17 protein-coding genes are annotated in these 21126 nt (G+C 70.3%); 9 read left to right on the forward strand and 8 right to left on the reverse strand.

The window, feature by feature from the left end; all coding sequences use genetic code 11:
* Positions 1-70: 70 nt before the first annotated feature.
* A complete protein-coding gene (locus tag ACZ4Z4_RS14555; RefSeq protein ID WP_468326785.1) occupies positions 71-1597 on the reverse strand; it encodes a peptide MFS transporter in 1527 nt (508 codons plus the stop codon).
* Positions 1598-2069: 472 nt separating this feature from the next.
* Between ACZ4Z4_RS14555 and ACZ4Z4_RS14560 the strand changes: the two genes are divergently transcribed.
* Both ACZ4Z4_RS14560 and ACZ4Z4_RS14565 read left to right on the forward strand, forming a co-directional pair.
* Positions 2070-2747, forward strand: coding sequence for a response regulator transcription factor (locus ACZ4Z4_RS14560; protein ID WP_362997384.1), 678 nt, complete (start codon positions 2070-2072; stop codon positions 2745-2747).
* A 332-nt stretch (positions 2748-3079) separates the two neighbouring features.
* Complete coding sequence (locus tag ACZ4Z4_RS14565; protein ID WP_468326787.1) at positions 3080-4363, forward strand: ATP-binding protein; 1284 nt, start codon at positions 3080-3082, stop codon at positions 4361-4363.
* On the opposite strand, the gene ACZ4Z4_RS14570 is transcribed toward ACZ4Z4_RS14565, so the two are convergent.
* Positions 4360-4887 carry a GtrA family protein gene (locus tag ACZ4Z4_RS14570; protein WP_468326788.1) on the reverse strand — a complete coding sequence of 176 codons (528 nt, stop codon included), beginning with the start codon at positions 4885-4887 and terminating at the stop codon, positions 4360-4362. The genes ACZ4Z4_RS14565 and ACZ4Z4_RS14570 overlap by 4 nt on opposite strands.
* Before the next feature lie 237 nt (positions 4888-5124).
* Between ACZ4Z4_RS14570 and ACZ4Z4_RS14575 the strand changes: the two genes are divergently transcribed.
* From ACZ4Z4_RS14575 to ACZ4Z4_RS14585, 3 genes are read left to right on the forward strand one after another with little or no spacing between them, the layout of a single operon-like run.
* Complete coding sequence (locus tag ACZ4Z4_RS14575; RefSeq protein WP_468326790.1) at positions 5125-6279, forward strand: 5-(carboxyamino)imidazole ribonucleotide synthase; 1155 nt, start codon at positions 5125-5127, stop codon at positions 6277-6279.
* Positions 6276-6809, forward strand: a complete 534-nt coding sequence (gene purE / locus ACZ4Z4_RS14580; RefSeq protein ID WP_468326791.1) for a 5-(carboxyamino)imidazole ribonucleotide mutase — start codon at positions 6276-6278, stop codon at positions 6807-6809. The genes ACZ4Z4_RS14575 and purE overlap by 4 nt, the downstream gene beginning before the upstream one ends.
* A gap of 17 nt (positions 6810-6826) precedes the next feature.
* A complete protein-coding gene (locus ACZ4Z4_RS14585; protein ID WP_468326793.1) occupies positions 6827-8020 on the forward strand; it encodes a dipeptidase in 1194 nt (397 codons plus the stop codon).
* Between the two features lie 112 nt (positions 8021-8132).
* Here the strand turns inward: ACZ4Z4_RS14585 and ACZ4Z4_RS14590 are convergent, their stop codons facing one another.
* Positions 8133-9290 carry an acyl-CoA dehydrogenase gene (locus tag ACZ4Z4_RS14590; RefSeq protein WP_468326794.1) on the reverse strand — a complete coding sequence of 386 codons (1158 nt, stop codon included), beginning with the start codon at positions 9288-9290 and terminating at the stop codon, positions 8133-8135.
* 177 nt (positions 9291-9467) lie between these two features.
* Between ACZ4Z4_RS14590 and ACZ4Z4_RS14595 the strand changes: the two genes are divergently transcribed.
* The gene (locus ACZ4Z4_RS14595) at positions 9468-10811 is read left to right on the forward strand and encodes a UDP-glucose dehydrogenase family protein (RefSeq protein WP_468326796.1); all 1344 of its coding nucleotides are present in this window, start codon (positions 9468-9470) and stop codon (positions 10809-10811) included.
* A gap of 83 nt (positions 10812-10894) precedes the next feature.
* Complete coding sequence (locus tag ACZ4Z4_RS14600) at positions 10895-11290, forward strand: VOC family protein (RefSeq protein ID WP_468326798.1); 396 nt, start codon at positions 10895-10897, stop codon at positions 11288-11290.
* Positions 11291-11329: 39 nt separating this feature from the next.
* On the opposite strand, the gene ACZ4Z4_RS14605 is transcribed toward ACZ4Z4_RS14600, so the two are convergent.
* Positions 11330-12478, reverse strand: a complete 1149-nt coding sequence (locus ACZ4Z4_RS14605; RefSeq protein WP_468326800.1) for a dipeptidase — start codon at positions 12476-12478, stop codon at positions 11330-11332.
* Between the two features lie 105 nt (positions 12479-12583).
* Positions 12584-13939 (reverse strand): LCP family protein, encoded by a 1356-nt coding sequence (locus ACZ4Z4_RS14610; protein WP_468326801.1) that lies wholly within the window; start codon positions 13937-13939, stop codon positions 12584-12586.
* A gap of 129 nt (positions 13940-14068) precedes the next feature.
* Here ACZ4Z4_RS14610 and ACZ4Z4_RS14615 point away from each other — a divergent pair, with 129 nt between their 5' ends.
* Positions 14069-14650, forward strand: coding sequence for an acyl-CoA thioesterase (locus ACZ4Z4_RS14615; protein ID WP_468326803.1), 582 nt, complete (start codon positions 14069-14071; stop codon positions 14648-14650).
* A gap of 56 nt (positions 14651-14706) precedes the next feature.
* Here the strand turns inward: ACZ4Z4_RS14615 and ACZ4Z4_RS14620 are convergent, their stop codons facing one another.
* Positions 14707-16182 carry an LCP family protein gene (locus ACZ4Z4_RS14620; protein ID WP_468326804.1) on the reverse strand — a complete coding sequence of 492 codons (1476 nt, stop codon included), beginning with the start codon at positions 16180-16182 and terminating at the stop codon, positions 14707-14709.
* A 147-nt stretch (positions 16183-16329) separates the two neighbouring features.
* Here ACZ4Z4_RS14620 and ACZ4Z4_RS14625 point away from each other — a divergent pair, with 147 nt between their 5' ends.
* Entirely contained in the window at positions 16330-17367 is a 1038-nt protein-coding gene (locus ACZ4Z4_RS14625; protein WP_468326806.1) for a glycosyltransferase family 2 protein, read from the forward strand.
* Positions 17368-17445: 78 nt separating this feature from the next.
* Here the strand turns inward: ACZ4Z4_RS14625 and ACZ4Z4_RS14630 are convergent, their stop codons facing one another.
* Entirely contained in the window at positions 17446-19113 is a 1668-nt protein-coding gene (locus ACZ4Z4_RS14630; RefSeq protein ID WP_468326807.1) for an LCP family protein, read from the reverse strand.
* A gap of 86 nt (positions 19114-19199) precedes the next feature.
* Entirely contained in the window at positions 19200-20954 is a 1755-nt protein-coding gene (locus ACZ4Z4_RS14635; RefSeq protein ID WP_468326809.1) for an LCP family protein, read from the reverse strand.
* Positions 20955-21126 lie beyond the last annotated feature (172 nt).

Genomic DNA, 21126 nt, shown 5'->3' on the forward strand with positions numbered 1-21126 from the left:
CAAGGGCCGCCGCACCGGGTGGTGCGGCGGCCCTCAGTTCGAGCGAGTCAACCGTTGCCGTGGGTACGGGTCAGCGCACGTCGCCCATCAGCCCGCTGACCTTCTTGCGCGCCATGTAGACCGAGATGCCCGCGAGCACCGCGGCCGTGGCCTCCAGGGCGACCATGCCCCGGCCGTTGAGGTCGACGCCGGCGATGGCGAGCATGCCGGTCACGCTGTCGCCCGCGGTGACGGCGAGGAAGAAGACACCCATCATCTGAGAGGCGTACTTCGCGGGCGCCATCTTCGTGGTCAGCGACAGACCCACCGGGGACAGGCACAGCTCGGCGACCGTGTGCATCAGGAAGATCAGCACCAGCCACCACATGGTGACCTTCGTGTCGCCGGTCGCCATGCCCATCGGGACGAGGAAGACGAAGAACGAGGCGCCGGCCATCACCAGGGCGAAGGAGAACTTCACGATGGTGCTGGGCTCGCGGTCGCTGCGGGCCATCTTGATCCACAGGGCGGCGAAGACCGGGGCGAGCAGCATGATGAAGCCCGGGTTCAGCGACTGGAACAGCGTGTTCGGCATCTCCCAGCCGAAGATGTCCCGGGAGGTGTGGGAGTCACCGAAGAGGGACAGCGTCGACGCGCCCTGGTCGAAGATCATCCAGAAGATCGCGGCGGCCACGAAGAACCAGATGAACGCCGTCATCTTGGTCTGCTCTTCGGTGTTGAGCTCCTTGTCCCGCTTGATCTTCACGAGGACCGCGACGGGGATCAGCAGACCGGCGACGGTGATCGGGAGCAGCGCCCAGTTCAGGGTCAGGCGGTAGACGTCGGTGAAGGCCACGACGAGGTAGAACGCCGCGATGACGGCGACGGCACCCAGCGACTTGACGACGACGCCGCGCTTCTCCTCGGCGGAGAGCGGGTTCGGGACCTTGCTGCTCTCCTCGGACAGGTGCCGGGAACCGACCATGAACTGGATCGCGCCGAGCGCCATGCCGATCGCGGCCAGACCGAAGCCCAGGTGCCAGTTGACCTTCTCGCCGAGGATGCCGATGGCGAAGGGCGCGGCGAAGGCACCGAGGTTGATGCCCATGTAGAAGATGGTGAAGCCACCGTCGCGGCGGAGGTCCTTCGGGTCGCTGTAGAGCTGGCCGACCATCGTCGAGATGTTGGCCTTCAGCAGACCCGAGCCGACCGCGACCAGGGCCAGGCCGACGAAGAACATCGCCGAGCTCGGCAGCGCCAGGCACACGTGACCGGCGACGATCACGCAGCTCGCGATGGCGACGGTCTTGCGGGCGCCCCAGACGCGGTCACCGATCCAGCCGCCGGGCATGGCCATGAGGTAGACCATGGCCACGTAGACGGAGTAGATGGCCGTGGCGGTCGCCGCGGTGTACGCGAGGCCGCCGCCCTGGCTGCCGGTCGCCGCGTCGGCGCCGCCGGAGACCAGGTAGAGCACGAGCAGGGCGCGCATGCCGTAGTAGGAGAAGCGCTCCCACATCTCGGTCATGAACAGTGTGGCCAGTCCGCGGGGGTGGCCGAAGAAGGTCTTCTCGGTGCCAGGGGTGCTGGCTGAGTCCTTCGTCAGGCTGGACGCCATGGGTCGATCCTCGTGGGTTCGGGACGCGTGCGCAGGAGCGTGAGCGCGCCCGGTGGGGGGCGGTCGGCACCGTCGTCGAACCGCCCGGCCCCACGCCCGGGGGAGGTTCTCACCCCCGCGCGGGGAGGTGAGGAGCGGTGACTCCGGGATCCACACCCTGGGCGCATCCTCGCGCGCAGGGCCCGACCACAGGTCATTCCTTTCAAGGCCAGCAGAACTGGCCCGCACATAAAAGAGACCTAAGGCCGCACAGTGGGCCAAAGGTCCTTGAGTAGTGCATGAGGCGTTGGGTCACCATACGACACCGCAGGGAGGCATATGGAAGGACTTGAGAGATGGATCACAGGTTTCGCTGCAACCAACAACGCACAATCAAAGGTGTTTCCCAGAATCGCCGCCCATAGCCGCAGGCGTGCCGCTCCACTGTGCGATCACCTCCCTGGGGTTGTCCACAGCGGACTACCATCACCCCATGACCCGTGTACTGCTCGCCGAGGACGACGCGTCCATCTCGGAGCCGCTGGCCCGTGCCCTGCGCAGGGAGGGTTACGAGGTCGAAGTCCGCGAGGACGGCCCGACCGCTCTCGACGCAGGTCTTCAGGGCGGTGTGGATCTTGTCGTGCTCGACCTGGGGCTGCCCGGGATGGACGGCCTGGAGGTGGCCCGCCGGCTGCGGGCCGACGGGCTCACGGTGCCGATCCTCATCCTGACCGCGCGGGCCGACGAGGTGGACACCGTCGTCGGCCTGGACGCGGGCGCCGATGACTACGTGACCAAGCCCTTCCGCCTCGCCGAGCTGCTCGCCCGGGTCCGGGCGCTGTTGCGGCGCGGCGCCACGGAGCACAAGGAGGCGCCCGCCACGCACGGCGTGCGCATCGACGTCGAGTCGCACCGCGCGTGGATGGGCGAGGAGGAGCTCCAGCTCACCGCCAAGGAGTTCGACCTCCTGCGGGTCCTGGTGCGCGACGCGGGCCGGGTCGTCACCCGCGACCAGCTGATGCGCGAGGTCTGGGACACGACGTGGTGGTCCTCCACGAAGACCCTCGACATGCACATCTCCTGGCTCCGCAAGAAGCTGGGCGACGACGCGGCGAATCCTCGCTACATCGCGACGGTACGAGGCGTGGGTTTCCGCTTCGAAAAAAGCTGACGGCACCCCTGCGGGGGCGGTGCGCGCAGTCTCCCCCGGCCAGGGGGCGCGGGGAACGGCGCGAGTAACCAGGACCAAAGCCGCACCCGCCATTGATCCGCCGGAGGCAGATGCGTCTGCGGCTCGTTCGTGGTTGGTCGCGCAGTTCCCCGCGCCCCTAGGGAGACTGCGGCAGCGCCCCGTAAGGGGCGCGGGGAACGGCGCGAGCGACCAAGAACAACCCGCAGACGCCGTTGTACCGCCGGAGGCAGACGCGTCTGCGGGCCGTCGACGGCTGGTCGCGCAGTTCCCCGCGCCCCTGAAAGGCATCCCGCACGCGAGACACTGGGGCAATGCGCCGCAGACTGATCAACAGCACTCTCGCCGTCGTCCTCGTCGTGATCGCGGTCTTCGGGGTGAGCCTCGTCATCGTGGAGACGAGGACCATCAGCAGCAGCGCCCAGGAGCGCGTCGACTCCGAGGCCCTCCGCCTCGCCAGCATCGTCGACAGCCGGCTGATCAGCAAGGAGAAGATCACCGGCGCCATCCTGCGGGACCAGGTCGCAACGGACCGGTACGCGCGCATCGAGATCCCGGGCCGCAAGCCCATCGAGATCGGCACCCGCCCCACCGGCGACGTCATCAGCGCCACCCGCCCCGGCGAGCAGCGCGAGAAGGTCACCGTCCAGGAGCCGAGGGCCGCGGTCACCCGCGAGGTGGGCCGCACCCTGCTGATCATCGCCGCCGTCGCCCTGCTCGCCATCGTCGCGGCGGTACTGCTCGCGGTGCGCCAGGCCAACCGCCTCGCCTCCCCGCTCACCGACCTCGCCGAGACCGCGGAGCGCCTCGGCTCGGGCGACCCGCGGCCCCGCCACAAGCGGTACGGCGTACCGGAGCTGGACCGTGTCGCCGACGTCCTGGACTCCTCGGCCGAGCGCATCGGCCGCATGCTGACCGCCGAGCGGCGCCTCGCCGCCGACGCCTCGCACCAGCTGCGCACCCCGCTGACCGCGCTCTCCATGCGCCTGGAGGAGATCACCGTCACCGACGAGCTGGACACGGTGAAGGAGGAGGCGACGATCGCGCTGGCCCAGGTCGAGCGGCTGACCGACGTCGTGGAGCGGCTGCTCACCAACTCCCGTGACCCTCGCACCGGTTCGGCCGTCGCCTTCGACCTGGACGAGGTCGTCAAGCAGCAGCTGGAGGAGTGGCGCCCGGCCTACCGCAGCGCGGGCCGCGCCATCGTCAGCTCCGGCAAGCGGCACCTGGAGGCGGTGGGCACGCCGGGCGCGGTCGCCCAGGTGCTCGCCGCGCTGATCGAGAACTCGCTGATGCACGGCGGCGGCACGGTCGCGCTGCGAACCCGCGTCACCGGCAACCAGGCGGTCATCGAGGTGACGGACGAGGGCCCGGGCGTCCCCGCCGACCTCGGCGCCCGCATCTTCGAGCGGACCATCAGCGGCCGGAACTCGACGGGAATCGGCCTCGCGGTGGCGCGGGATCTGGCCGAGGCGGACGGTGGCCGCCTCGAAATGCTTCAGACGCAGCCGCCGGTCTTCGGGCTCTTCCTGTCGCGTACGCCGCCGTCGAGGGGCACGGCCGGCGAAGCGGAGGAGAAGGACAAGACGGTCCGCTAGCGGACCACGGGCTTCTCGCCGGCCTGCTCGCCCGTCTTGTCGCCGCCCGACGTCTCCAGGAACGATTCGGCACGAGCGACGGTCTCGCGCGCGGGCAGCGCCTTGAACACCCAGGTGCGGTACGACCAGAAGCGGAAGAGCGTCGCGATGCCCATGCCGAGGAACTTGAAGAAGTTGGACTGGAGACGGCTGTCCCAGCCGAACCAGTACGTCGCGGCGTAGAGCACGCCGTTCTCGATCACCAGGCCGACGCCGCTGAACAGCAGGAACAGCGTGAGTTCCTTGGTACGGCCGGTCTTGTCACGGTCCCTGTACGTGAAGTAGCGGAACCCGACGTAGTTGAAGGCGATGGCGACGACCGTGGCGATGACGCTCGCGCGCACCACATGCAGGTCCGTGACGTGCCGCACCAGGTTGAAGACGCCGAAGTTCACCAGTGTCCCGACCGCCCCCACGGCCCCGAACTTGGCGACCTCACGCCAGATCTGGTCCAGCCGCACGCGCAGCGCGCCCCGTTCCGTCATGGTGTCGCCCCAGCCCCCGTCGATTGCGTACCGGTCATCCGTACCGGTTGTCCGTACCGGTCGTGTACGTGCCGACGGATTGGTGATTCGGTCGTGTCGACCCAGCCATGCTAACCAGCGGGCCTCCCCGGCGCGCGCGGGCGCCCGCAGACTGTGCCCGCGCTGTGACGGCGGGCGTCGTGAGGCGCTGGATCCGGCCGTTGCCGGGTGGCCGATACCGGCCGATACCCTGGGGGCGTGACGTTCCCGGTAGTCGGCATGGTCGGCGGCGGTCAGCTCGCCCGCATGACCCACGAGGCGGGCATCCCCCTCGGCCTGAAATTCAAGCTCCTCAGTGACACCCCGCAGGATTCCGCGGCGCAGGTCGTCGGCGAAGTCGTGATCGGCGACTATCGCGACCTCGACACGCTGCGCGACTTCGCGCGGGGCTGCGATGTGATCACCTTCGATCACGAACACGTACCCACCGAGCATCTGCGGGCCCTGGAGGCGGACGGCATTCCCGTGCGCCCGGGGCCCGACGCGTTGGTGCACGCCCAGGACAAGGGCGTGATGCGCGCGAAGCTCACGGAGATCGGGGTGCCGTGCCCGCGCCATCGGATCGTGAAGGACCCGGCCGACGTGGCCGCCTTCGCGGCCGAGGGGGCGGAGGACGGCGGCGACGGATTCCCGGTCATCCTGAAGACGGTGCGTGGCGGCTATGACGGAAAGGGGGTGTGGTTCGTACGTTCCGTCGAGGACGCCGAAGACCCCTTCCGGGCCGGTGTCCCGGTGCTCGCCGAGGAGAAGGTCGACTTCGTGCGCGAACTGGCGGCGAACGTCGTCCGCTCGCCGCACGGCCAGGCCGTCGCCTATCCCGTCGTCGAGTCCCAGCAGGTCGACGGCGTCTGCGACACGGTCATCGCCCCGGCCCCCGGCCTCAGCGAGGCCCTGGCCGGCGAGGCCCAGGAGCTGGCGCTGCGCATCGCCGACGAGCTCGGCGTGGTCGGCCACCTCGCGGTCGAGCTCTTCGAGACGCCCGACGGCCGCATCCTCGTCAACGAACTGGCGATGCGCCCGCACAACTCCGGCCACTGGACGCAGGACGGCGCGATCACCTCCCAGTTCGCCAACCATGTGCGGGCCGTGCTCGACCTGCCGCTCGGCGACCCGCGCCCGCGCGCCAAGTGGACCGTGATGGCCAACGTGCTCGGCGGGGACTACCCCGACATGTACACCGCGTACCTGCACTGCATGGCCCGCGACCCGCAACTCAAGATCCACATGTACGGCAAGGACGTGAAGCCCGGCCGCAAGGTCGGTCACGTGAACACCTACGGCGACGATCTGGACGAGGTCCTCGACCGCGCCCGCCACGCAGCCGGCTACCTCAGAGGAACGATCACCGAATGACCGCACCCGTTGTAGGCATCGTCATGGGCTCGGACTCCGACTGGCCCGTCATGGAGGCCGCCGCCAAGGCCCTCGACGAGTTCGAGGTGCCCTTCGAGGTCGACGTCGTCTCCGCGCACCGCATGCCGCACGAGATGATCGCGTACGGCGAGCAGGCGGCGGACCGCGGCCTCAAGGCGGTCATCGCCGGCGCGGGCGGCGCCGCGCACCTGCCCGGCATGCTGGCCTCGGTGACCCCGCTGCCGGTCATCGGCGTCCCCGTCCCCCTGAAGTACCTGGACGGCATGGACAGCCTGCTGTCCATCGTGCAGATGCCCGCGGGCGTCCCGGTGGCGACGGTCTCCGTCGGCGGCGCGCGCAACGCGGGGCTGCTCGCGGCCCGCATCCTGGCGGCGCACGACCCCGAACTCCTCGCCCGCATGCGGGAGTTCCAGCAGGAGCTGAACGACCAGGCGACGGAGAAGGGCAAGCGGCTGCGCGCCAAGGTCGAGGGAGCGGGTTCCGGATTCAGCTTCGGTCCGGGGAAGTGACCGGCACAGTGGCGGGTATGACGCATCCGCAGAAGCTGGAAGAAGCACGGTCCCTGCTCGCCGAGTTCCCCGTCGCCGACGGTCACAACGACCTGCCGTGGGCGCTGCGCGAGAAGGCCGGTTACGACCTCGGCCACCTCGACATCGCCGCCGACCAGACGGGCAGGCTCCACACGGACATCGCCCGGCTGCGCGCGGGCGGCGTCGGCGCGCAGTTCTGGTCGGTCTACGTCCGTACGGACCTGACGGGCGACGCGGCGGTCAGTGCCACGCTCGAACAGATCGACTGCGTCGACCGGTTGCTGACGCGCCACCCTGCCGACCTGGCCCGCGCCCTGACGGCGGCGGACATGGAGCAGGCCAGGTCGGAGGGCCGCATCGCCTCCCTGATGGGTGCCGAGGGCGGCCACTCCATCAACAACTCCCTGGCCACGCTGCGGGCGTTGCACACGCTCGGCGTCCGCTACATGACGCTCACGCACAACGACAACATCGCGTGGGCGGACTCGGCGACGGACGAGCCGGGCGTCGGCGGCCTCTCGCCGTTCGGCCACGAGGTCGTGCGGGAGATGAACCGCATGGGCATGCTCGTGGACCTCTCCCACGTGGCGGCGACGACGATGCGGGCGGCCCTGGACACCTCCGTGGCGCCGGTGATCTTCTCGCACTCGTCGTCGCGGGCGGTGTGCGACCATCCGCGCAACATCCCGGACGACGTCCTGGAGCGGCTGCCTGGCAACGGCGGCGTGGCGATGGCGACCTTCGTCCCGAAGTTCGTCCTCCAGGCCGCGGTCGACTGGACCCTGGCCGCGGACGACAACATGCGCGCCCACGGCTTCCACCACCTGGACACGACGCCGGAGGCCATGAAGGTCCACGCGGCCTTCGAGGAGCGCAACCCCCGCCCCGTCGCCACGGTGGCGACGGTCGCCGACCACCTCGACCACATGCGCGAGGTGGCGGGCATCGACCACATCGGCATCGGCGGCGACTACGACGGCACGGCGTTCACCCCGTCGGGCCTGGACGACGTGGCGGGCTACCCGAACCTGCTCGCGGAACTCCTGACCCGCGGCTGGTCGAAGCCCGACCTGGCGAAGCTGACGTGGCAGAACGCGGTCCGGGTCCTCGGCGCGGCGGAGGACGTCGCCCGCGACGTCCAGTCCCGCAGGGGCCCGTCGATCGCGACGCTGGCCCAACTGGACGGCTGAGACGGGGCGCCCCGTACAGGGGCGCCCCGTAAGGGGCGCGGGGAACTGCGCGAGCAACCAAGTACAAGCCCGCACCCGCGTAAGAACCGCCGTAGGCAGACGCGTCTGCGGGCTACGGCAGGTTCCGCGCCATCACGATGCGCTGAACCTGATTCGTGCCCTCGTAGATCTGCGTGATCTTCGCATCACGCATCATCCGCTCGACGGGATAGTCCCGCGTGTACCCGTACCCGCCAAGGAGCTGCACCGCATCCGTGGTGACCTCCATCGCCACGTCCGAGGCGAAGCACTTCGCGGCCGCGCCCTGGAAGGTGAGGTCGCTGTCGCCGCGCTCCGACTTGGCGGCCGCCGCGTACGTCAGCTGACGCGCGGCCTCGATCTTCATCGCCATGTCGGCGAGCATGAACTGGACGCCCTGGAAGTCGCCGATCGGCTTGCCGAACTGCTTGCGCTCCTTGACGTACCCCTTGGCGTAGTCGAGGGCGCCCTGCGCGATGCCGAGGGCCTGCGCCGCGATGGTGATGCGGGTGTGGTCCAGGGTCTTCATGGCGGTCGCGAAGCCCGTGCCCTCCTCGCCGATCATGCGGTCGGCGGGGATGCGGACGTTGTCGAGGTAGACCTCGCGGGTGGGGGAGCCCTTGATGCCGAGCTTCTTCTCCGGCGCGCCGAAGGAGACGCCCTCGTCGCCCTTCTCGACGACGAAGGCGCTGATGCCCTTGGAGCGCTTCTCCGGGTCGGTCACGGCCATCACCGTGTAGTACTCGGAGACGCCCGCGTTGGTGATCCAGCGCTTGACGCCGTTGAGCACCCAGGAGTCGCCGTCGCGCACGGCCCGGGTCTTCATGCCCGCCGCGTCGGAACCGGCGTCCGGCTCGGAGAGGCAGTACGAGAACATGCCCTCGCCGCTCGCCAGCGGCGACATGTACTTCTTCTTCAGCTCCTCGGAGCCGGAGAGGATGACGGGCAGCGAGCCGAGCTTGTTGACGGCGGGGATCAGCGAGGAGCTGGCGCAGACGCGGGCCACCTCCTCGATGACGATGACCGTGGCGAGGGCGTCGGCGCCCGCGCCGCCGTAGCTCTCCGGTACGTGGACCGCGTGCAGGTCGTTGGCGACGAGCGCGTCGTGGGCCTCCTGCGGGAAGCGGGCCTCCTCGTCCACCGCGGCGGCGAACGGGGCGATCTTCGCCTCGGCCAGCGAGCGGATCGCGTCCCGGAGCATGCCGTGCTCCTCGGACGGGCGGTACAGGTCGAAATCAGCCGATCCGGCCAAGGTCTCTCACGCTCCAAGGATGCTAATTACCGTTAAGTAACCCAAATTTTAGTGGCGCCCACGGCGCGAGGGATACGTGAGCTTGGCGACAGCGGGAATCATGCCCGGTGAGAGGGTTCGACATGCGCGAACTATGCTCGGTCAGCGCACTGAAGCCTCAGACCCCTGGAGCACCGCATGGCCCTCAAGATCACCGTGATCGGCACCGGCTATCTCGGCGCCACGCACGCCGCGGCCATGGCCGAGCTGGGCTTCGAGGTGCTGGGACTCGACGTCGTGCCCGAGAAGGTCGAGATGCTCCAGCGGGGCGAGGTCCCCATGTACGAGCCCGGCCTCGAAGAGCTCCTCGGCAAGCACGTCGCGGGCATCGAGGGCGCCAGCGGCCGGCTGCGCTTCACGATGGACCCGGCCGAGGCCGCCGACTTCGGCGACGTCCACTTCATCTGCGTGAACACCCCGCAGAAGCACGGCGAGTACGCCTGCGACATGTCCTATGTGGACACCGCCTTCGAGTCGCTCGCCAAGCACCTCACCCGGCCGGCGCTCGTCGTCGGCAAGTCCACCGTCCCGGTCGGCAGCGCGGACCGCCTCGCGGCGCGCCTCGCCGAGCTGGCCCCGGCGGGCGACGCGGTCGAGCTGGCCTGGAACCCGGAGTTCCTGCGGGAGGGCTTCGCCGTGCAGGACACGCTGCACCCCGACCGGATCGTGGTCGGCGTGCGCAGCGAGCGCGCGGAGAAGCTGCTGCGCGAGGTCTACGCGACGCCGATCGCGGAGGGCTCACCCTTCGTCGTCACGGACTTCCCGACGGCCGAACTGGTGAAGACCTCCGCGAACTCCTTCCTCGCCACGAAGATCTCCTTCATCAACGCCATGGCCGAGGTGTGTGAGGCGGCCGGCGGCGACGTCGTGAAGCTGGCGGAGGCCCTCGGCCACGACGACCGGATCGGCAAGAAGTTCCTGCGGGCCGGGATCGGCTTCGGCGGCGGCTGTCTGCCGAAGGACATCCGGGCCTTCATGGCGCGCGCGGGCGAGCTCGGCGCCGACCAGGCCCTGACGTTCCTGCGCGAGATCGACTCCATCAACATGCGGCGGCGCGGCCAGATGGTGGAGATGGCCCGCGAGGCGCTGGGCGGCGGCTCCTTCCTCGGCAAGCGGGTCGCGGTCCTCGGCGCCACCTTCAAGCCGGACTCGGACGACGTGCGCGACTCCCCGGCCCTGAACGTGGCGGGCCAGATCCACCTCCAGGGCGGCCAGGTCACCGTGTACGACCCCAAGGGCATGGTGAACGCCCGCAGGCTCTTCCCCACCCTCGGCTACGCGGACACGGCGCTGGACGCCGTCCGGGGCGCCGACGTCGTCCTGCACCTGACGGAGTGGCGCGAGTTCCGCGAGCTCGACCCGGCGGAGCTCGCCTCCGTGGCGGCGGCCCCCGTCCTCCTCGACGGGCGCAACGCGCTCGACCCCGTGGCGTGGCGGGCCGCCGGCTGGACCTACCGCGCGATGGGACGTCCTGGGGCATAGGGGTGATGATGGGGTGAGTGGGCACTCGTTCCGCCCCGGTGCCGACACGTGCCGGGAGAGCACGAGAGACACGAGGAGACGAGATGGACACGACGCAACCCATCGCCCGCCTGCGCAACGTCGTCTTTGACTGCCCCGATCCACGCGCCCTCGCCGAGTTCTACGCCGCAGTCATCGGCGGCACCATCGAGGACGACGGCGACTGGGTCGACCTCGTAACGCCCGGCCGCGTCAAGGTGTCGTTCCAGAAGGTCGAGGACCTGCACCCGCCGGAGTGGCCGCGCGCCGACGTCAACGCGCAGCAGGTCCACCTCGACCTGGACGCGGGCCGCACCACCGAGGAGCTCGACGCCGCCCAGGAGAAGGTGCTCGCGCTCGGCGCGCGCCCCCTCGACCTGGACGACGACGGCGGCAAGCGCGACTTCCGCGTCTACGCGGACCCGGTGGGCCACCCGTTCTGCCTCTGCAAGATCCCCTGACCCTGACCCTGACCCTGACCCGGCGGGCGGGCGGGGTGCTCACCCGTCCAGGCGGTCCCTCGTCGCCGTCGACGCGGACCGCCGCTGCCGGGCGGCCCGCGCCGTGAAGTCCGCGCCGCGCAGCGCGCGTTGCACGTTGCCCCAGGTGAGCAGCGCCAACTCGGCCTCGGGCCAGCCGCGTTCGATGAGCTCGGCGATCAGCCGGGGATAGCTCGACGCGTCGGGGAGCCCGTGCGGGTGCGCCTCGTACGTGTCGTACGTTCCGGAGATGCCGACGCACTCCGGCCCCGCGACCCGGCGTACGTGATCGAGGTGGTCCGCCACCTCCCGCACCGAGGGGCCGGTCCGCTCAGCGGTCAGCGGCACCAGGCACAGGCCCTTGGCGGCGCCCACCGCGGCCAGCATCTCGTCCGTGAGGTTCGCCGGGTGGTCGGTCAGGGCGCGGGCCCCCGAGCGCATGAAGACCACCGGGGCCTTGGAGACGGCGAGCACCCGCCGCGCCGTCACCTCGGCCGCGCCGGACAGGTCGGCGAGGACCCCGAGCCGGTTCATCTCCCGGACGACCTCCTCGCCGAACGGGGTGAGCCCGCCCGCCCCCGCCCACGCCGTGCCGGAGAGGGTCACCACGCTCAGGCCGAGGCTGTGCAGCATGCGCAGGGTGCCCAGGGAGTCGCCGAGCGCGGTGCCGCACGCCGGGCCGATGAGGGTGGCGATACGGCCGCAGTTGCGCGCGTCGGCGGCCTCCGAGGCGTTGTGGGCCAGCCGCAGGGCCTCGGGGTGGGCGGCGACGACCTGCTTCACGAGGTCGATCTGGTCGAGCGTGGCGCCGATGGTGCCGTCCGCGGTCTCCGTGGCCTGCCCCTCGGGCACGTGCACGGACCAGAACTGCGCGCCGACCCGGCCCCCGCGCAGCCGCGGGACGTCGCTCTCCAGGACGCTGTCGCCCGTGTCGAAGTCGTGCCAGGCGAGCCGGCGCAGCGCCCAGGGCAGGCCGCTGTATCCGTCGGCGACCGGATGCGCGGCGAGCAGCGCGCGGGCCCGCTCGGCCGGATCGGCCGGGTCGGCGCACCGGACCGGCTCGGGGTCCGGCTGCGGTTCGGGGCCGGGCTCCGGGTCGGGCGGGACGAGGGGCGGGTCGAGCGCCCCCGCCTCGGCGGTGGTGTTCAGTTCCTCCTGCAGGTCTGCCATGGCGGGTGCTCCGGACGTCGGCGGGTGGCAGTTCGAATAAACCGTGGCACGGAGCGGCCACGGCTTCGCGGCGGACGGAGCGTTCGGGGTACCCGCCGATCCGGGCTACCCGGTAACCGTGACCTTCTCGTCGTTGTTCAGCTGCTCGACGAGCTGCTTGACCTTGGCCTTGTCCCAGAGGAGGTTGCCGCCGCTCTGGCCCGCGAGCGGCATGTTCATGGACTTGCCGTCGCCGCCGGTCACGCCCTTCATCGCCCAGAACATGGAGGCCACGTCGAACAGGCCCATGTCCTTGTCGACGATCAGGGTGTCCAGGCCCGCGCCCATCGTCGGGTAGAGCTTGAACGGGTTCATGACCGTGCCGGGGGTCGCGGCCTGGTTGGCGAGGGCCGCGAGGAACTTCTGCTGGTTCTTCGTGCGGTCCAGGTCGCTGCCGGGCAGCGCGTACCGCGTGCGGACGAAGGCGAGGGCCTGCTGGCCGTCGAGCGTCTGCTTGCCCGCCTCGAAGTCGGCGCCGGACTTCTTGTCCTTGAAGCCCTTGGGGATGTCCATCTCGACGCCGCCGACCGCGTCCACGATCTTGGCGAAGCCGCCGAAGCCGATCTCGGCGTAGTGGTCGATCCGCAGGCCGGTGTTGTACTCCACGGTCCGTACGAGGAGTTCGGGGCCGTCCTCCGCGTACGCGGCGTTCAGCTTCGTCTGGCGGCCCTGGTTCGGATAGAGCTTGCCGGACTCGGCGCCCTTGAAGGAGGGGATCGTGACGTTCGAGTCGCGGGGCAGCGAGATCATGGTGTTCCCGCCGTCGTCCGCGACGTGCAGGATCATCATCGAGTCGGTGCGCTTGCCGTCGGCGGAGCCCGTGTGGAGCTCCTTCTTCTCCTCGTCGGACATGCCCTCGCGGCTGTCGGAGCCCACGATGAGGTAGTTCGTGCCCGCGCCGCCCTCGGGCCGCTCGATGACCTTGGAGAGGTCGACCTCGCGCTTGAGCTTGGAGTCGGCCCAGAAATACGTGGCGACGGAGGTCACCACCAGCACGCTGACGATCGTGATCGAGCCCCACTTGATGCGCTTGCGCCAGTTCGGCGCGGGACGCGCGGCGCGCGGCGGCTGTCCGGTGCCGCCGCCGCTGCCCCCGGTGGGCTGGCCGTAGACCTGGCCGGTGTTGTAGCCGCTGTCGTACGCGCTGTCGGGGCCCTGGCCGTACGGGTCCCGGCGCGGGGCGCGCGGCTCGAAGACCTCGTCGCGGGCGTCGCCGTACGGCTGCCCGTCGCCGTACTGCCGGTCGCCGTACCCGTCGTCGTACGCCGGCTGCTGCGGGACCCCGCCGGGCGGGGGACCGGCCGGACGCGAGGGCCGGCCGCGCTGGACGTGCCGCATCGCGCGGGCCCCCTCGGGCTGGGAGTTCCCGCTGCCGCGGCCGTATCCCCGGCCGCCACCCTGATCGTCAGGCCAATCGCTCATGTGGCCCAGTGTGCCGCTTGGGGGGCCGCGCCTTACAGGGCGGTCGGGGATTCGGTTCAGGGCTGTTGCAGAGCTGATGCAAAGCGGCCGACGAGGGGTCGGACATACGTCCGACATAGGGTGGAGGGCATGACAGACCAGGCTCCCCGTTCGGCAGCGCCCATTCCGGGGGAAAACGACCGGACCCCCGGGTCGATTCCGGGCAAGCCGACCTCGGCGTCCCGCACCACGCTCAGCCACATCATGACCCACAACGACACCAACCTCCTCGGCACGGTGCACGGCGGCGTGATCATGAAACTGGTGGACGACGCGGCGGGAGCCGTCGCCGGACGCCACTCGGGCGGCCCCGCGGTCACCGCGTCGATGGACGAGATGGTCTTCCTTGAGCCGGTCCGCGTGGGCGACCTCGTTCATGTGAAAGCCCAGGTCAACTGGACCGGACGCAGCTCCATGGAGGTCGGCGTCCGGGTCCTCGCCGAGCGGTGGAACGAGTCGACGCCGGCCCAGCAGGTCGGCTCGGCCTACCTGGTCTTCGCGGCGGTCGACGCGGACGGCAAGCCCCGCACGGTCCCGCCGGTCGTCCCCGAGACGGACCGCGACCGCCGCCGCTACCAGGAGGCCCAGATCCGCCGCACCCACCGCCTGGCCCGCCGCCGGGCGATCAAGGAGCTGCGGGAGGCACGGGCCGCCGAGGGCTTCGACGACTGAAGCGACCGGCTGAGGCGACCGGCTTCAGTGATCGACTGAGGCGATCGGCCGCGCCGCTACGGACAGACCACCTGATCCCCGGTGACCACCCCGAACTCGCCCTCGTGGACGTCCTCGGCCCGCACCGGCCGCACCGCCTTGAAGTCCTTGCCGGCGATCACCTTCAGCATCGCGCCCTGCCCGGGCACCTGCCGCAGCTCACACCCCGGCAACGCCGTGGCCAGCGTCTTCGCCGACCGGTCCCACCGCGGGTCGAACGCGACGACGGTCCGCGGGACGGGTTTCGCGATGGCGCCCGGCACGTTCCCCGGCACCCCCGTGGTCCGGAAGCCGGTCGCCCGCAGCCCCGCGTCGACCTGCTGCCCGAGCCCCGGCGCCCCGGTGCCGTTGTCCACCTGGACCCGGATCTGCTGCGGTGCGACATCGACCAGCGCGCCCTTGGCCCGGACGCGGTGCGGCGCGAGCGGCCGGTCCTCGCGCAGCGCCTGGAACAGCTTCGCGGACTTCTCCGGGTGCCACTTCAGCGTCGCGCCGATGCCCGGCAGGACCTGTCCCGTGGGGCTCAGCGGCACGGTCGTGAACTCCGACGACGACGGCGAGAAGCCCTTCATCGCCCGCCCGAGCTCCAGCATCTCGTCCGTGCCGAAGCCGCCGTCCGCCCGCACCGAGCCGAGCAGCGTCCGCGTCACGTCGCCGAACTTGACCGGGTTCAGCAGGACGCCGCCGCTCGTCGCCTTGGCGATCAGCGCCGCGAGGAACCGCTGCTGGCGCTGCATGCGGCCCAGGTCGGACGCCCCGTCGACGTACCGGGAGCGGACGTACTGGAGCGCCTCGCCGCCGTTCATGAGGTGGGTGCCCTCGCCCAGGCTGAGGCCGGTGTTCGCGTCCTTCAGCGGCCGCGTCGTGCAGATCTCCACGCCGCCGAGCACGTCCACGGTCTTCATGAAGCTGAGGAAGTCGACCTCCAGATAGTGGTCGATCTTGACCTTCGTCATGTGTTCGACGGTGCGCACCGTGAGGTTCGGGCCGCCCTCCGCGTAGGCCGCGTTGAGCTTGTTGGGGTGCGGGTGGTGGTTCTTGCGGGTCGTCTGGTCGGTGTGCGCGGGCAGGTCGGCGTAGCTGTCCCGGGGCAGGCTCACGACGCTGGCGCGGTTCCGGTCCTCCGAGATGTGCACGATCATGATCGTGTCGGTGCAGTGGCAGGGGGCGCCGCCGAGGCGGTACTTCGCCTTCTCCTCGGGCGTGATCTTGTCGCGGCCGTCGGTGCCGACGAGCAGCACGTTCATGCCGTTGCCCTGCGCGGGCCTGTTCTTCATGTCCCGGAAGGCGTCGACCCGCCTGATGCCCGTGTTGAGGCTGGTGACCACGGAGTGCCCGATGCCGGCCGCGACGAGCACCGCCACCGACACCCCGGTCACCACTCTCATCACCCACCGCGGCCGCTTGGTCCGCCCCGCCTTCCGGACGGGCCTTCTGGCCGGAGGGCTGGGGCGGCGCGGTCGGGGAGTGGGGGAGCGGGGCGGTGTGGGCACGTGTGGAGCACCTCCGCGTGACGGGCCGTGGCGCGGGCGGGGACGAGCCGGTGACCCGAGAAACGTAAGCCCATACGAAATGCGGCCCGGGGTAGCGACCCGGACGGCGCGCACCCGTGTCCCCCATTCGCGGTAACGTGACGCGTGATGAACGCGAAGTCCGAGGCGCAGCCTCCAGCCGTATCCGTGATCATGCCGGTTCTCAACGAGGAGCGGCACCTGCGCGAGGCCGTGCACGCGATCCTTCAGCAGGAGTACGCGGGCGAGATGGAGGTCGTCGTCGCGCTCGGCCCCTCCACCGACCGCACGGACGAGATCGCCGCGGAGCTGGTCGCGGAGGATCCCCGGGTGCACACGGTCCCCAACCCCACGGGGCGCACGCCCGCGGCGCTCAACGCCGCGATCAAGGCATCACGCCACCCGATCGTGGTACGCGTCGACGGCCACGCCGCGCTCTCCCCGGGGTACATCACGACGGCCGTCCGCCTCCTGGCGGAGACCGGCGCGATGAACGTCGGCGGCATCATGCACGCCGAGGGCCAGAACGACTGGGAGCACGCGGTCGCCGCCGCCATGACCTCGAAGATCGGCGTGGGCAACGCCGCCTTCCACACCGGCGGCGAGGCCCAGCAGGCCGAGACGGTCTACCTGGGCGTCTTCCGGCGCGAGGCCCTGGAGCAGCAGGGCGGTTACAACGAGGAGTTCATCCGCGCCCAGGACTGGGAGCTGAACTTCCGCATCCGTGAGGCCGGCGGCCTGATCTGGTTCTCGCCCGAGCTGAAGGTCTCGTACCGCCCCCGCCCGAGCGTCAAGGCCCTCGCCAAGCAGTACAAGGACTACGGCCGCTGGCGCCACGTCGTCGCCCGCTACCACGAGGGCTCCATCAACCTCCGCTACCTCGCGCCGCCGACCGCGGTCTGCGCCATCGCGGCGGGCGTCGTCGTGGGCGCGGCCCTCACCCCGTGGGGCTTCGTCGTCCCCGGCGGCTACCTCGCGGCGATAGTCGCCGGTTCCGTCCCCGCCGGCAAGGGACTGCCGCTGAAGGCGCGCCTGCGGATCCCGGTGGCGCTCGCGACCATGCACATGTCGTGGGGCTGGGGCTTCCTCACCAGCCCGCGCTCGCTCGCCAAGAAGGTCATCGCCTCCCGCCGCCCGGCGGTGCTCGGGGAGACCCAGCAGGCCTGACACGCACAGCCGAAGAGGGCCCCGGCGCGTGCCGGGGCCCTCTTCGCGCGTCCGGGGCCTTCCGCCCGCCCCGGGCGGCTACCAGGTGAAGGCCGGGTCCACCTTCATGCACGCCTTCTTGTCGGACCCGCTGAGCGCGTCCGCCGACTCCGGCGTCGTGTCGTCCTTCTTCTTCGCCTTCGGCGGGGCGTCACCCTCGCGCCAGTCGGCGCCGACGACCAGCGTCACCCCGGAGACGTCCGTCGACTTCTTCGCCGCGCTCAGGGGCAGCCCGAGCGCCTTGGCGATCCGCTGGGCATCGCCCTCCAGCTCCTTGCTGGGGTAGCGGACGACCGTCTTCTCCTCGGCGAGCGCCGTCGCGGAGTCCGGTGTCGCCTTCGCGAAGCCCTTGCCGACGAGGAGCTGCGCCACCGTGCTCGCCCGGCCGCTGACCGGCGGCTCCACGTCGCTGCGCGTGCCGTTCTGCACCTGCACCGCGATCTTGTCGTCCGCGGCCGCCGGGTCGTCCGACGCCTTCTCCTTGGCCGGCTTCTTCTTGCCCTTGCCGTCCAGCGGGATGTCGTCGCGTACGAGACGGAACAGCTGCTCGGCGTCGCCCGGCTTGGGGATGACGCGCGCCCCGACGTACTCGAACGGCATGGTGGTCATCGTCGTACGGCTCGGCGAGACCTTCTTGAGCTCGTTGCCGAGGTCGTACAGGTCCTTGAGGTCGCCCAGGCCGTCGTCCACCTTGATCGCCCTCGTCGCCTTGTCGGCGAGCTTGCGGAGCTGGTTCGGGCTGGTCAGGCCGGTGTTCTCGCGGAGCTTGCGGACCAGCGCGTTCATGTACATGTGCTGGGCCTTGGCGCGGCTGATGTCGGTGCCGCCCTCGAAGCCGTAGCGGGTGCGCAGCCACTGAAGGGCCTGCTCGCCCTTGATCTCCGTGGTGCCCTTCTTCAGCTTCAGGCCCGAGCCCTTGCCCGCGCTGGTGCGCGAATGGATGTTCTTGTCCACGCAGACCGGCACACCGCCGATGGCGTCCGCCATGGAGACCACACCCGCGAAGTCGACCATCATGAAGTGGTTGATGTGGATGTTGGTGAGCTTCTCCCAGGTGGCGACCGTGCAGCCGGGGCCGCCGCGGCCCAGGGACTCGTTCGTCATGTACCGCGGGCCGGTCTCGGGATAGACCTTGCCGTCGTCGGGGTCCGTGCACTTGGGGATCTGGAGCAGGGTGTCGCGGGGCATGCTGACCACGGACATGTTGGTGCGGTCGGCCGAGAGGTGCAGCAGCATCTGCACGTCCGCGAGCGGCGGCGAGCCGAAGGTGTCCTTGGCGCCGCCGAGCTTCTGGTTCGCCTTGGAGTCCCGGGCGTCCGACCCGATGAGCAGGATGTTCAGGGGCGTCTGCCCGGCGGCGTTGGGGGTGGGCTCGGGGGCCCGGTGCTCGCCGAGGTTCAGGTCGTCCGTCTCGATGTTGCCGTTGAGGTACTGGTAGTAGAGGTATCCGGCGCCGGCCGTGCCGAGTATCAGTACGGACAGGACCGTCGCCGACCAGCGCAGTATGCCGCGCTTGCGGCGCGGCGGGCGCTCGCCGCCGCTCGTGGCGCGCCGGTGCCGGCCGTTGCCCTCCGGTGGTTCGCCGCCGTTCTCCGACGTCTTCCCGGAGCGTGCCGCGCCGTCGCGCGCACCGCCGCTCCGGCCGCGATCACTCGCGTGCGGGGCACGCCGTCGCGCCCCCTCCTTACGCACGCTGTCCTGCCTCATCCCCAGCCCCTCCCCGCCCCGTTCCTGAACTGCGGTCGCTCCATGGCGCCTTGGCGCATTGTTAGACGCAGAACGACCGCTTCAGGTCACTCGGCACACACAGTCTTGTCCGCTTCGACCTTCTTCAGGTCCTTCGGCGCCTTCGTCGGTGCGCTGATGGGCACCCCCGCGCCCTTGAAGTCGCCACCGAGTGTCAGCTTCATGGTCGGGAGACCCTGTGCGTTCTTCTCGCTCTTGCCCGGCTTCAGGGCGCCGCCCGACAGACCCATGATGTCGGCGAGCCGACGGGCTTGGTCGGCCTGGTCCGGCGCGTACTCGAGCGTCGTCTTCTTGATGTCCGAGGGCGCGTTCCCCAGTTGGCTGGACTTGAGCACGCCCTCAGTGTTCTGGAGCCACGTGAGAGTTGTCTGAGCGGCGCCGGTCTTGCCGCTGCCGTTGTAGATGTCGACGCGCACCTCGGAGGCGTCGGCCTTGGGGCCCTTGAGGCGGGCGGCCACCGCGGCCTTCTCCTTCTTCTGCTTCTTCTTCACGGCGGTCAGCGATTCGTCGGCGCGCATCATCGCGAAGAGCTGCTCGGCCTTGCCCGGCGCGGGCACGACCGTGGCGTGCACCTTCTCGCCGGGGGTGTCGATGACCGGCACCGTGGTGAAGCTCAGGTTCTTCATGTCGAGCTTGCCGAGCTCCATGCCGAGATCCTTGAGCTTCATGATGTCGGCGATGGTGGAGTCGACGGTGAGGGCCTCGGTGCCCGCCTCCGCGAGCTTGACCATCTTCTGCGGGCTGGTGAGGGTGTCGCTGGACTTCAGCTTGCGCATCAGCGAGCTGAGGAACTGCTGCTGGAGCTCGATCCGGCTCAAGTCGCCGCCGTTGCCCACGGAGTGGCGGGTGCGGACGAACGCGAGCGCCTCCTCGCCCTCGACCGTGTGCTTGCCCTTGGCCAGCTTCAGGTGCGACTTGGGGTCGTCGATGTCCTTGGCGAGACAGACCTCCACACCGCCGACCGCGCTGGAGAGCGTCTTCACCGCGTTGAAGTCGGCCACCATGAAGTGGTCGGGGGTGATGCCGGTGAGCTCCTTGACCGTACGCATCGTGCAGCTGGGCGTGCGCTCGTTCTGGCCGAGGCTCTCGTTGAAGCGGGCGTTCTGCGAGCCGGGGATGTTCTTGACGCTGCCGTCGTCCTGCTTCGTCGGGCAGTCCGGGATGTCGACGAGCATGTCGCGCGGGATGCTGAGCGCGGTCGCGTTCGTACGGTCCTTGGAGACGTGCAGCAGGATCGTCGTGTCGGCGTGACCGGCGCTTCCCTCGTCGCCGTACCCCTTGTTGCCGCTGCCGCTGCGCTTGTCCGTGCCCATCACGAGGATGTTGATGGCGCGGTCCTTGCTGAAGCCGCCGGTGCCCGCGCCGTCGTCGTCTATCGACGTGATGTTGTCGTTGAGGTGCTGGTAGTAGAGGTAGCCGCCGGTGCAGCCCGCGACGAGCAGGAAGGCCAGCGTGCCGCCCGTCCAGACCAGCACCTTCTTGCCCTTGGACTTCTTGCCCTTGGACTTGCGCGGATTCTGCTTGCGGCGGCCCCCGCCCCCCGGCTCCGGCTCCTTGACGCGCCTTCTGCGCTGTCCCGGCACCTCGCGGCGCTCGTCGCGCTCTCCCTGACGCGGGCGCTCACGTCCGGGCGCCGAGCGGCCGCGGCCGCCCTGACGGGGTGACGAGGCACGGGGTTTCGGGACCGCCGACTGCCCAGCGGAAGGGCTCAGTCGCAGTTCGTAATCGCCGGTGTCCGGGTTGAGCACCCACTGGTCTGCGGGGTCGATGTTCTCTGCCCGCCCACGGCCTTGCGCGTCCACGGTTTTCTGCGTCCTCCGTCGGGGCCACGCGGCGCCTTTCCCCCCTCAAGAAGGCGCTCGGTCAGTCGATCAGCGGTGCGCGGCCGAGAGGCCCGGCGCACCGGATCGCTCACACTATCCGCCCAGTTCAGCGCCGAGCGACGCCGGTGACAAATTCCACTCCCCTACAACT

This window comes from Streptomyces sp. NPDC030245 (assembly GCF_055572995.1).

What these genes read in the sequence shown, in the direction of transcription:
- ACZ4Z4_RS14610 (WP_468326801.1), bottom strand. Translation starts at nt 13,939, where the DNA reads ATGAGCGATTGGCCTGACGATCAGGGTGGCGGCCGGGGATACGGCCGC.
- ACZ4Z4_RS14595 (WP_468326796.1), top strand. Translation starts at nt 9,468, where the DNA reads ATGGCCCTCAAGATCACCGTGATCGGCACCGGCTATCTCGGCGCCACG.
- ACZ4Z4_RS14615 (WP_468326803.1), top strand. Translation starts at nt 14,069, where the DNA reads ATGACAGACCAGGCTCCCCGTTCGGCAGCGCCCATTCCGGGGGAAAAC.
- ACZ4Z4_RS14555 (WP_468326785.1), bottom strand. Translation starts at nt 1,597, where the DNA reads ATGGCGTCCAGCCTGACGAAGGACTCAGCCAGCACCCCTGGCACCGAG.
- ACZ4Z4_RS14625 (WP_468326806.1), top strand. Translation starts at nt 16,330, where the DNA reads ATGAACGCGAAGTCCGAGGCGCAGCCTCCAGCCGTATCCGTGATCATG.
- purE (WP_468326791.1), top strand. Translation starts at nt 6,276, where the DNA reads ATGACCGCACCCGTTGTAGGCATCGTCATGGGCTCGGACTCCGACTGG.
- ACZ4Z4_RS14605 (WP_468326800.1), bottom strand. Translation starts at nt 12,478, where the DNA reads ATGGCAGACCTGCAGGAGGAACTGAACACCACCGCCGAGGCGGGGGCG.
- ACZ4Z4_RS14570 (WP_468326788.1), bottom strand. Translation starts at nt 4,887, where the DNA reads ATGACGGAACGGGGCGCGCTGCGCGTGCGGCTGGACCAGATCTGGCGT.
- ACZ4Z4_RS14630 (WP_468326807.1), bottom strand. Translation starts at nt 19,113, where the DNA reads ATGAGGCAGGACAGCGTGCGTAAGGAGGGGGCGCGACGGCGTGCCCCG.
- ACZ4Z4_RS14560 (WP_362997384.1), top strand. Translation starts at nt 2,070, where the DNA reads ATGACCCGTGTACTGCTCGCCGAGGACGACGCGTCCATCTCGGAGCCG.
- ACZ4Z4_RS14565 (WP_468326787.1), top strand. Translation starts at nt 3,080, where the DNA reads ATGCGCCGCAGACTGATCAACAGCACTCTCGCCGTCGTCCTCGTCGTG.
- ACZ4Z4_RS14585 (WP_468326793.1), top strand. Translation starts at nt 6,827, where the DNA reads ATGACGCATCCGCAGAAGCTGGAAGAAGCACGGTCCCTGCTCGCCGAG.
- ACZ4Z4_RS14600 (WP_468326798.1), top strand. Translation starts at nt 10,895, where the DNA reads ATGGACACGACGCAACCCATCGCCCGCCTGCGCAACGTCGTCTTTGAC.